The sequence below is a fragment of the Amycolatopsis sp. NPDC045836 genome, assembly GCF_056431745.1.
Genome location: NZ_JBWKKF010000028.1, coordinates 49,770 through 60,310, shown reverse-complemented (window position 1 = coordinate 60,310; position 10,541 = coordinate 49,770). Strand labels below are relative to the sequence as shown.

The following is a 10,541-nucleotide window of genomic DNA, read 5'->3' as shown; positions in this document are numbered from 1 at the left end:
TCAGGCTTCGAGCAGCGTGCAGAACCAGTGCATGCCCGAGGACAGGCCGGCCAGCGCCACCAGTTCGCCGGGGGCCAGCAGGTCGCGCTCGTGGTACAGGCTCAGGCTCACCAGCGGGTCGACCCCGCCGAAGTGGCCCAGCACCGCGGCCAGCCGCGCGTTGGTCCGGTCCTCCGGCACGCCCGCCGCCCGCGCGACCGCGAGCAGCGAAGGCTGGTTGTCGTTGAGCAGGATCAGCCGGGACAGCGCCGAGCGCTCGGTGCCCGCGCGGGCACAGGCGCCGTCGATCGCGTCGACCACCCGGCGATCGACCTCCGCGGACCACTCGACGAGCCCGTCGGGGTCGGTGGCGAAGTGCCGGTAGACCTGCAGCGCCGGGTCGACGGTGAGGTTGCGCCGAGCGTCGGGCGCGCAGGCGGCGGCGCTGCCGCAGTACTCCAACCGGAAGAAGTCGGCGTACCGGGCGTCGGTGTGCTGTTCGGTGGCCAGCCACCGCAGCCCGCGGTGGCCGCGGCGGAACACCACCGCCGCCGCGCCGTCGCTGTCCACCGTCGTCGCACCCATGCGCCGGACGTGGCGCTCGCTGACCTTGTCCACCGCCACCAGCAGCACCACCTCGGTCTCGCGCCGGGTGGCGAACAGGCCGGCGACCTGCTGGAACGCCAGCACCGCCGCCGCGCAGCCCTGGGTGAGCAGCAGGGTGGGCACCCGGTCGAGGCCCAGCCGGGCGGCCACCGCGGTGGAGGCGTCCCAGTTGAGGTAGTCGGGCACGGTGGCACCGTTCGCCACCACCAGGTGGTCCACCTCGGCCGGGTCCACCCCGGCCCGCTCCAGCGCCGTGCGCCCGGCGGCCGCGGCGAGGTCCGCTGTGGTGACCCCGTCGGCGGCCCGGTGGTACCGCGTGTACCCGAGACCGGCCACGTGCTCGGCGCTCACCCCGTGGGCCGCCGCGTCCGCACCGGCCCGGCGCGGTTCACCGAGGCTGCTCGCCATCGCGAGCACCCCGAAGTCCACGGCCGGTTCGACGGTCACCCGGTTCCTCCTCGGCAGCTTCGGATCAGCCGGCCGCGTACGCGGCCAGGCCCGCCCGCACGGAGGCGAGCAGTTCGGACAGTTCGTCGTCGGTGTAGGTCAGCGCGGGCACCAGCTGGATGCCGTCCGGAGCGGCGTGCACCACCGCGCCCGCGTCACGGATCGCCTCGATCACCGCGGGCACCTCGGAACCGGGCAGTGGCCCGGCGCCGTCCTTGCCGCGCAGGCGGACCGAGCGGAAGCACCCCAGCCCGGTCGTCGCGGTCACCAGTGGTTCCTCGGCCGCCAGTGCGGCGAGCTCGGTGTCCAGGCGCGCGCCGAGCTTCGCCGAGTTCGCCACCGCGTCCAGGCGGTGCACCTCCTCGATGGTGGCCAGGATCGCGGCGCTGGTCGGTGGTGTACCCGCCTGGGTCTCCCCGTGGGCCACCAGTGCGTTGCCGGTGGTGAAGCCGTCGGCCACGGCGTGCGAGACGATCACCGCGGCCGCCGCGCTGGTGCCGTTGGTCAGCCCCTTCGAGGTGATCAGGACGTCCGGGCGCGACGGCCAGGTGTCGGTCGCGAAGAAGGTGCCGGTCCGGCCGAACCCGGTGGCGACCTCGTCCGCCACCAGCAGGAAGCCGTGCTCGTCGCGCAACCGCAGCAGTTCGGCGACGTACTCGGGGGACAGCGGCACCGCGCCGGTGCCCTGGACCGGTTCGACGACCATCGCGGCGATCAGCGGGCCGTGCTGGTCCAGCGTGGCGGTGAGGGTGGCCGGGTCGTTCGGCGGGACGTGCACCACCAGCCGCCGGTCGACGCCGTACATCCGCTGCCCGAGGTTGTCGCTGGTGAGGGCGAAGGCGCCGTAGGTCAGCCCGTGCCAGCAACCGGAAAGGGCGAGTATCGCGCGCCGGTCGCCGTCCCCGTTGAGCACGTGGTGGTGCCGGGCCAGCTTCAGCACGAGGTCGTTGGCGGCCCCACCCGAGGTGGAGAAGATCACCCGGCCGTAGTGGTCGCTCCCCGCGAGGTCGACCAGCGCCGACGCCGCGTCGCGGGCGTAGGCGTTTTCGTACTGGTAGACGCTGAGGTAGGACGCTTCGCGCAGGGCGCGGCCGATGGCGTCGGCGACCACCGGGTTCCCGTAGCCCAGGTTGACGTTCCACAGGCCGCTCGTGCCGCACAACAGCTCGCGGCCGTCGGCATAGCGGATCCGGACCCCCTGGGCCGAAACGGCGCAGAGGTCGTCACGGCCCTGCCGGTCGACCGGGAGCATGGACGGCCACAACGCCTGCGCGACAGGCGAAGCTGTTGTCATCGCGGATTTTCCTTTCACACCAATGAGCCCGAGGAGCCGCCGTCGAGCCGGCAGACCATGCCGTTGGCGATCGGGCCGAGCTCGAAGAGGTATTCGACGCTGCGCAGGCAGGCGTCGTAGCCGATGAAGGTGTCGATCACCAGGTTCGGGTTGGACCGGCGCAGGAACCGGCGGGTGATCTCTTCCTCGGTCAGTCCCTGCCGCGCTGCCAGCGACCGCACCGACGCGCGCTTGTCCTCGCTGTCCAGTGGCCCCAGCAGCAGCGTGGACACGCTCGCGTTCTCCCGCGCCGAGTCGGCGAGCCCCGTGGTGAGCACGCGCAGCGCGGCCTTGCTCGCCGCGTAGGTCGCGGAGTTCGCGTCCGCGCCGTAGACCACTTCGGAATTCACCACCACGCAGGCGCAGAACCGGTCCGCCGGCTTGTCCGCCAGCAGGCGCTGGGTCAGCAGGTACGGCGCCAGCGCGTTGACCCGGAACACCTGCTCCAGTTCCTCCGGCGTGCGGGAGGCCGGCTCGTGGTGCGGGTAGGTGACGGCGCAGTGCACCACCAGGTCGGGCGTGCCGCCGACCCGGTCCGCCAGCTCCGGGAGCGTGTCCCACCGGGAAAGGTCCGCCCGGACGTAGTCGAAGCCGGGTCCGCCGCCGGGACCGCGGCCGGCACCGGTCACCGTCCAGCCCCGGTCGGCCAGCCGGGTGGCCAGGTACCGGCCCAGCCCGTTGCTCGCCCCGGTCACCAGCGCGCGCCGGTCGCTCATCGGTCCTCCTTGCGGCTGATCAGCAGGCCGTGCGCGGTACCGGCGAACGCGGACAGCAACCGAGGACTGCGACCCACCGCGCCGGCGTAGCCGACGATGCCGCGGACCTCGTCGGCATCCCCGGTGTCCGAAGTGGACTCCGCCTCGCCGGTGAAGTCGCCCGCGGCGAACGCGTCGTCGGCGATCAGCAGGCCGCCGGGCACCAGCAACGGGAAGACGTGCCGGAGGTACGCGGGGTAGGACCTCTTGTCGGCGTCCACGAAAACCAGGCCGAAGCTCTCCGGCGCCAGCTCGGGCAGGAGGTCCAGCGCGTCACCGACCACCACCTCGATCCGGTCCTCGACCCCGGCGGCGGCGAAGTTCTCCTCGGCGAGCACGGCCGCCGCCGGGTCGAGTTCGAGCGTGGTGATCCGGCCGCCCGCCGGCAGCCCCCTGGCCAGGTGGATGGTCGAATAGCCGAACAACGTGCCGATCTCCAGCACCCGGCGCGGCCGGTGCACGGCGGTCAGCAACTGGAGCAACCGCCCGGCGTTGTCGTCGACCTGGATGGTGGGCATGCCCGCGTGCAGCGACCGGCGCAGCACCTCGTCGAGCACCTCATCACGTGGCCCGAGCACCGACCGGGCGTAACCCAGCGGGAAGCTGCTCATGCGAGTCTCGCAGCGTCGAAGAAGGTGAACACCGCCGCGGTGTCCGGCGGCTCGGACGGCGCGCCGAAGTCGAAGCACGCGGTGAACGCCTCGCGCAGTTCCGGGCGCGCGGCGATTTCGGTCAGTTCCAGCTCGCCGAACAGGAGGAACTTCGCGCAGCTGTCCGCCGAACCCCAGATGTAGCTGAAGTTCGCGCCCGGCTTGGCCACGTACATCGGCCAGGTGAAGTAGGCCGGGAAGGCACCGAATTCCACCAGCTCGGACACGCCGTGGCGGTCGTCCAGCCGCTCCCACGCCGCGCGCAGGCCGCCCTCGGCCGCGCGGTTGACCTCGAAGTCGAGCGCGGCCGACAACGCGCGCTCGAGGTAGGTGCGCCGGTATTCGATCCGCTTGACCCGCCCGCACCGCGCCACCGCGTCGGCGTCGTCCGGCGGCAGGGTCAGGTGGCGGGCGAACTCGGGGTGGTACACCCACTTCTCGAACCACATGCTCAGGCATTCGAGGCGTTCCGGCGGCAGGTACTCCAGTCCGGACTGGAAGGACAGGTTTCCCCGCACCAGCACGTGGTTGAGCGCGTGGCCGAACTCGTGGAACAGGCTGTGCACGTTCTGGAAGGTGATCCGGCTGGTGCGGTCGGGTCCGGACTGGAACCGGCAGGCCACGTACGCCACCGGCCGCTGCACCACCCCGTTCCAGTCAGTGCGGTTGCGGATGCCGTTGGTGTGGTTGGCCGCGTACTTGCCGCCCTTGCCCCACAGGTCGAACTTGATCTGCCCGAGCACTGTGCCGTGCTCGCCGTGCACGTCGTAGGACAGGATGCCGGGGTGTGGTTCGGGCACCCGGCGCAGGTCGAGGCCGAACACACCGCGGGTGACCAGCAGGATGAACTCCAGGCACTCGTCCAGCACGAACAGTGGGGTCGGCCGCCCGGCGAACACCCGCTGCACCGCGTGCCCGAAGTGGTCCATCGGATCGCCCGCCGAACTGCCGGTGACCGCGCGGATCTCCGCCGCCAGCTCCTCGTGCCCGGCCCGGGCCCGCCGCAGGTAGCGGTCGAGGAAGTCGCCGACCTCCGCCTCGCTGACCTGGCTGCGGGCCAGCGACCTGGCCAGCACGCTCGGCTGCCCGGTGGCCGCGCAGTCCGCCCGGCGGACCTCGGTCATCGAATCGAGAAGCGACACGAGGTCGCCGGTATGCCGGTCGCGCTGTGCTCGCCAGGCCCGGCCGAGCTTGTCGCGCGTCGCCTCGGCGGGTGCTCCGCTGATCAGCTTGTAGTAGACGGCCTGCGGATTGCCCGCCTCCGCGCCGGCGCCGATGCGCGCCAGCAGCTGCGCCTGGTCCGCGTCGATCCGCTCCAGCACGGTCTTCGCCCGCCCGAGCAGTTCCTCGATCTTCCGGTCGGCCGTGGGGTCGTGGACCGCGCTGCGGCGCAGTTGGTCGGCGTACTCGAGCCGGGCGCGCTCGACCTCGGGATCTTCGCAGCGCAACCCCTCCAGCAGGGTCAGTAGCCGCGCATCCAGCTCGTCGTCCTCGTGGAAGGCGGCGCGGCGCGGGGCGAGCCGCGCGTGATTCACCTCGTCGTCGATCGCTTCCAGGTAGAGGAAGACGTAGGCGACGTTGTTGTAGATCGCCATCACCTCGACCAGCGTCTGCTCGGTCAGCGCCGGCTCGGCGGCGATGACCCGCAACCGGGCCAGCATGGTGTCCAGCGACTCCTCGATCGAGGTGATGCTGTCGCGATCGGGCGCGATGCCCGGGTCCAGCGTTTGTTCCCTGCTCACCGGCGGGCCCCCTTGTCGGGTCGGAAGCGGAATTCGTAGACGTCACCGGCGTAGGAGGCGCAGTACAGCCTGCCGTCGAGGCCGGCCACCGGGGTGATGTCCATGGCGGGTTCGTGCTCGGGCAGGCCGAGCACCTGGCTGGTCTCCCAGCGGAGCCGTCCGCCGGCGGGGTCGAGGCAGACCACGTTGCCCCGGTCGGCGGTGGCGGTGAAGGCACCGCCGGGCAGCACGCTGAACGAGGTGTAGGACCGCGGCCCGGCCTGCCGGGCGGTCCAGGCCACCCGGCGCGCGCGGACGTCCACCCCCAGCGCGTCCCCGCGTTGCGTGCCCACCGCCAGCACCCCGCCGGACACCGCGGGGCTGGCGATCACCTTGTCCCCCAGGTCCACACCGGCGACCGGGGCGCCGGTGCGCTCGTCGAGGAACAGGCACCGGCCATCGACCGGGCAGACGGCGATCTCGCCGAGCTCGTGCAGCGCGACCGGGGAAGCCTTGATGCCCTGGCCGACCTCGGTGCGCCACAGCTCGGCACCGTCGGGCGCGAGGCAGAGCACGTGCTCGGCGCAGCACAGCACCGCGTTCCCGGCACCGGTGGCGACCGGGCTCGCGTACGGGTCCCGGTAGGAAGCCACACCGCCGTGGTCGGCGGCCCACGGGCGTGGGAGCTCGCGTTCGAACAACCGCGCCCCGGTGGCCAGGTCCAGGCCGACGCACCGGCCGTGGAAGGCGGCCACCACCAGCACGTCACCGCCGGGCAGCACCACCGGGGTCGCGCAGACCTGCGAGCCGATCTCGGCCGACCACACCAGCGCGCCGCGCAGGTCGAAGCAGACCACCAGGCCGGCCGTGCCCGCCACCACGATCCGGCCGCGGTCCGCGTCCACCAGCAGCGAGGCGTAGACCCCGCTGTTGAGCCGCCGGGTCCAGTAGACCTTGCCCAGGTCTTGGTCGTAGCACCGGACGAAGCCGTCGTCGGAGGCGACCACCACGCCGATCCCGCCGAGCACGGCCGGGCTGGCGCTCACCGATACCGGGACCGTGCCCAGTTCGGGGTTGTCGTAGGTCAGCTTGGTGTACCCGCACACGATGGGTTCGCTGTCCCAGTGCCAGGCACCCTCCGGTCCGCCGGGCAGGACCGACTTGACCGGATCGTGCCGGAACGCGGCGAGCTCAGCCAATGGGCACCCCGGTGGCCTGATTCCCGGCGGTGGTCCAGTGCGTGTGGTGCAGCGCCCGCCAGAAGAGCCAGACCTGCACCGCGGTGGCGACCACCCCGCCCAGCGCGATCGCCAGCGGCGCCGATTCCAGCACCAGCACACCGAAGACCGCCAGGGGGATCATGATCAGCCAGGTGGTCAGCGTGGACGAGACCGACAGCAGCCCACCGCGCTGGTGCACGGTCAGCATTTCGCCGTAGGCCGCCTCGAAGATGTAGAGCGGCACCGTGGCCATGAACGCGAACAGCATGGCCACGGCCAGCCCCTCGTCCACGGTGCCGTCGCTGAAGAAGCGGACCAGCGGCGAGGCGAAGAGCACCACCAGCACGGTGGAGACCAGCGTCGGCACCGCCGTGTAGAGCAGCATGGTCCGTGCCGTCCGCCGCAGCGCCGGCGGCGGAGTTTCCCGCCCCACCGCGTAGCTGTAGAAGACGAACGCACCGGTCACGCAGGACTGCGGCACCCGGCAGACGATGGTGTAGATCTTCGCCGCCAGCGCGTACGCCGCGAGCGCGTGCACGCCGAGCAACCCGACGAACATCATCGGCACGATGGAGCCCATGTAGTCGTTGAGGTGGCGCACCCCGATACCGGGGCCGACCTTGAGCATGGCGCGGAACTCCACTCCGACGTCGGCGGCGGCCGGACGGGTGAACCGGTCCTCGCGCTTGCGCGCCTGCCACAGGAACACGCCGAGGCTGCTCACCGCCATCAGCGCCTGTGCCCCCACGGTCGCGATGGCCACCGCGGACTCCGGCGAGGAGAAGCGGTCCGCCGGCGGCCCGTAGAGGAACAGCCAGTTCAGCCCGGCGTTCGCGCCGACGCCCAGCACCAGCACGACGAGCGAGACGTTCTTCAGCCCGCTGATCTTCAGCGCCTCGTTGACCGCGACGTAGGCGAGCAGCAAGGCCACGCTGTAGAGCCGCACGCTCGTGTAGTCGGTCACCAGCGGCACGAGCGCGGGGTCCTGCCCCGCCAGTTCGAAGAATGGGCGGGTGCCCAGCGCGAGCAGCACCGCCACCAGCTCGCACACCACCGCGGTGAGCAGCAGGGCGACGGCCAGCACGGGCAGCCGGCGCGCGGACTCGCCCTTGCCTTCGGCCATCGCCAGCTTGCTGCTGAAGACGTCCACGAAACCGCCGAAGAAGGCGAAGAGCCCCACGATGATCAGGTCGCCCTGGCCGACCGCCGCCACGTGCTCGACGCCCAGTGGCGCGATCATCAGCAGGTCCACCGCGCCGAAGCTGACGCTGACCGTGCTGATCAGGAAGATGATCGCGGCGAAGCCGGAGAAGTTGCGGAGGGTGAATTCGGTGTGGCGCATGGGTTTCAGTGACCGGCCTTACTGGGGTCGAGCTGTTCGAGCAGCCGCGCGAAGTGGGTACGCGCGCCGTGACCGGTCCGCTCGGCCAGGTCGTGGCCCGCGGTCAGCACGCCGGCGTTGTCCGGGACCAGGTGCGACAGGCTGGTGTAGTGCGCCAGCGCGGCCTCGGTGTTCCCGCACTTTTCGTGTGTCCGCGCGGCTTGCCGCAGGTGGTGACCGTGGTAGGGCGGCCCGGCCGCGACGGCCTGGTCGTACATCCCCGCCGCCTGCTCCGGCTTCCCGAAGCGCAGGTAGACCTCGGCGACCTCGCCGTAACTCGGTGACCAGGCCGGGTCCAGCTCGATCAGCGCCCGGCCGGACTCCTCGGCGCGGCCGAGGTCGGGGCTGACGTACATGAATTCCTTGAGCGAGGACTCGAAGTAAGTCTTGAGCAGGTGCTGTTCGAACGCGCGCGGCCGGCGGTCCAGTGTTTCCCTTGCGGCGTCACGGGCCTTGACCATGTATTCCCTGGTCCGGCCGGCGTCACCGCCCGCCGCGGGCACCATGGCCAGCGCGCGGTACCAGGAGGAGATCGGGGCGGGGTCCACCCCGCTCAACCGGGCCAGCCGGGTGCCGGTGGCCAGGTACCAGCGGAAGTCGGCTTCGGCGAGGTCCTCGCGCTTGAGGTACCAGACCACCGCCTGCGCGCAGGCGTCCAGCCCGCGTTCGGGCGGTACACCACCGGTCTCCATCGCCCGGCGCATCTCGCCGAAGGATCGGGCGATCCGCTCGCGGTCCTCGCAGCGATTGGCCACCACGAACGCGAGCATCGAGGTCTCGAAGCGCTCGAGCGGCCCAGCCGCCTTGGCGAAGGCCACCGCCAGCACCGCCGACGCGGCGTCGAACCGCGAGACGCTGATCAGCGCGGCAGCCAGGTTCACCGCCTGCACCACGGACAGGTCGGTGGCGTGCCCGGCGAGTTCCGCCAGGTGCGCCATGCTGCCCGTGGGCCGGTGGCTCAGGTCGGCCAGCGCCTGGTAGGGCACGTCCGCGTGCAGCGCCACTTCCACCAGCACGTTGGGCTCGAAGACCTGGGCGAACAGGTAACCGAAGCGGGCCGGGTCCCAGTCGCGGTATTGCTCGACACAGGCGCGGGAGAACAGGTCGGCCCGCCCGTCCGCTGGGGCGGTGAACTCGAGCCCGGTCATCGTCTGCTGGAAGGTGTTGCTGGACAAGGGGAACCTCCTGATCGGAACATCCACGACGGTCATCGGCGCACCGGCCCCGCCTGCCGCCGCGCCCAGCACAGCAGGTGCAGGAAGACCAGCGCGGCGCGTTGCGCGGCGAGGAGGGTGTCGCGGGCGCGGTCCGCGCGGGCGGCGGCGAACTCGACGACGTCGAAGCCGACCAGCCGGTTGCGCTCGAGCGCCAGGTCGATCAGCCGCAGCAGCCGTCCCGTGCTCAGGCCCACCTCGGCGGGGTAGCCGGTGGCGGGCATCTCCGCGCGGTCGAGCACGTCCACGTCCACCGTCAGGTACACGTCGGCGCCGTGGCCGACGGCCGCGCGGAACAGGTCCGCGTCTTCGATTTCGGGGGAACTGAGGCAGATCTGCGTGCCCACCGAGGCCAGGAACCCGGGCACCGCGGCGGCCGCCTCGGCCTCCACGGTGGCGTAGGGCGACACCCCGACCTGGAACAGCCTGCCTTCACCGATGCGGTCGGACACGTGCGACATCACGTTGGTGTGGAACACCGCGTCCCGCGCACCACCGGGGTTCGCCGGCGCGCCGTCCCAGATCTGCAGGTCGAGGTGGTGGTCGAACTGCACCACCGAGAACGGCCGGTCCGACCGGTCCGCCAGGGCGCGCACGGCGGGCAGGGTCACCGTGTGGTCACCGCCGATCAGCCCCGGCACCACGCCCGGTGGCAGCGCCGCGACCGTGCTTTCGACGGTGGCCATCGCCCCGGTCAGCTCCTGCGCGCCGAAGTCCAGGTCACCGAGGTCGACCACGCGGTCCAGCAGCAGGCGGTGCCGCAGGTCGAAGACCGCGGGCACCTCGGCGGCCCAGGTGTAGGCCTTGGACACGGTGCGCAGGAAGAACGGGGCGTTCTCCGCGCCCTCGTGCGGGCTGCCCAGCGAGTAGGCGGCACCGAGCACCGCCGCCGCCGTACCCGGCGGCACGGTGTGCGGCGTCGCCGCGGGCAACCCGCAGAAGGCGGGTGCCGCGTGCGCTTCGTGCGTCGCAGTCATGCGAAGGATTTCCTTGCGGTCCGGAGCGGTTCTGGACGGGGTGGCCGGCGCGGGCCGGCCACCCCTGCCGTCAGGCCTGTCGCGTCAGCGGCCCTGGGCGCCCAGGATCGCGTCCAGTTCGGCGTCGAACTCCAGCGGCGCGCTCAGGTTGCCCACCACCGTTTCGGTCTCCATGGCCTCGGCCTCGAAGAACAGCTCGACCGACCAGACCCGGAAGAACGCGGGCTTCTTGTCCAGAGACAGGTTCGCCATGAAATC

General features: G+C 71.8%; 10 protein-coding genes. All 10 read right to left on the bottom strand.

Annotated elements, in window-relative coordinates; translation table 11 throughout:
- The 10 genes from AC07EG_RS35430 to AC07EG_RS35385 all read right to left on the bottom strand — a co-directional run bounded on the left by AC07EG_RS35430 (position 1) and on the right by AC07EG_RS35385 (position 10,535).
- Complete coding sequence (locus AC07EG_RS35430; RefSeq protein ID WP_478257628.1) at positions 1-1,032, bottom strand: 3-oxoacyl-ACP synthase III family protein; 1,032 nt, start codon at positions 1,030-1,032, stop codon at positions 1-3.
- A gap of 25 nt (positions 1,033-1,057) precedes the next feature.
- Positions 1,058-2,326 carry a daptide-type RiPP biosynthesis aminotransferase gene (gene mpaD / locus AC07EG_RS35425; protein ID WP_478257627.1) on the bottom strand — a complete coding sequence of 423 codons (1,269 nt, stop codon included), beginning with the start codon at positions 2,324-2,326 and terminating at the stop codon, positions 1,058-1,060.
- A gap of 14 nt (positions 2,327-2,340) precedes the next feature.
- Positions 2,341-3,081: an SDR family NAD(P)-dependent oxidoreductase gene (locus tag AC07EG_RS35420; protein ID WP_478257626.1), complete on the bottom strand. Its 741-nt coding sequence runs from the start codon at positions 3,079-3,081 to the stop codon at positions 2,341-2,343.
- Entirely contained in the window at positions 3,078-3,731 is a 654-nt protein-coding gene (locus AC07EG_RS35415) for an O-methyltransferase (protein WP_478257625.1), read from the bottom strand. The genes AC07EG_RS35420 and AC07EG_RS35415 overlap by 4 nt, the downstream gene beginning before the upstream one ends.
- Complete coding sequence (locus AC07EG_RS35410; protein ID WP_478257624.1) at positions 3,728-5,512, bottom strand: M3 family metallopeptidase; 1,785 nt, start codon at positions 5,510-5,512, stop codon at positions 3,728-3,730. The genes AC07EG_RS35415 and AC07EG_RS35410 overlap by 4 nt, the downstream gene beginning before the upstream one ends.
- Entirely contained in the window at positions 5,509-6,690 is a 1,182-nt protein-coding gene (locus AC07EG_RS35405) for an outer membrane protein assembly factor BamB family protein (RefSeq protein ID WP_478257623.1), read from the bottom strand. Before AC07EG_RS35405 ends, AC07EG_RS35410 begins: the two co-directional genes overlap by 4 nt.
- Positions 6,683-8,053: an MATE family efflux transporter gene (locus tag AC07EG_RS35400; protein WP_478257622.1), complete on the bottom strand. Its 1,371-nt coding sequence runs from the start codon at positions 8,051-8,053 to the stop codon at positions 6,683-6,685. The genes AC07EG_RS35405 and AC07EG_RS35400 overlap by 8 nt, the downstream gene beginning before the upstream one ends.
- 5 nt (positions 8,054-8,058) lie before the next feature.
- Entirely contained in the window at positions 8,059-9,267 is a 1,209-nt protein-coding gene (locus AC07EG_RS35395; RefSeq protein ID WP_478257621.1) for a tetratricopeptide repeat protein, read from the bottom strand.
- Positions 9,268-9,299: 32 nt separating this feature from the next.
- Positions 9,300-10,283 (bottom strand): arginase family protein, encoded by a 984-nt coding sequence (locus AC07EG_RS35390; protein ID WP_478257620.1) that lies wholly within the window; start codon positions 10,281-10,283, stop codon positions 9,300-9,302.
- A gap of 84 nt (positions 10,284-10,367) precedes the next feature.
- A complete protein-coding gene (locus AC07EG_RS35385; protein ID WP_478257619.1) occupies positions 10,368-10,535 on the bottom strand; it encodes a hypothetical protein in 168 nt (55 codons plus the stop codon).
- Positions 10,536-10,541: the final 6 nt, after the last annotated feature.

What these genes read in the sequence shown, in the direction of transcription:
- mpaD (WP_478257627.1), bottom strand. Translation starts at nt 2,326, where the DNA reads ATGACAACAGCTTCGCCTGTCGCGCAGGCGTTGTGGCCGTCCATGCTC.
- AC07EG_RS35420 (WP_478257626.1), bottom strand. Translation starts at nt 3,081, where the DNA reads ATGAGCGACCGGCGCGCGCTGGTGACCGGGGCGAGCAACGGGCTGGGC.
- AC07EG_RS35415 (WP_478257625.1), bottom strand. Translation starts at nt 3,731, where the DNA reads ATGAGCAGCTTCCCGCTGGGTTACGCCCGGTCGGTGCTCGGGCCACGT.
- AC07EG_RS35400 (WP_478257622.1), bottom strand. Translation starts at nt 8,053, where the DNA reads ATGCGCCACACCGAATTCACCCTCCGCAACTTCTCCGGCTTCGCCGCG.
- AC07EG_RS35390 (WP_478257620.1), bottom strand. Translation starts at nt 10,283, where the DNA reads ATGACTGCGACGCACGAAGCGCACGCGGCACCCGCCTTCTGCGGGTTG.
- AC07EG_RS35385 (WP_478257619.1), bottom strand. Translation starts at nt 10,535, where the DNA reads ATGGCGAACCTGTCTCTGGACAAGAAGCCCGCGTTCTTCCGGGTCTGG.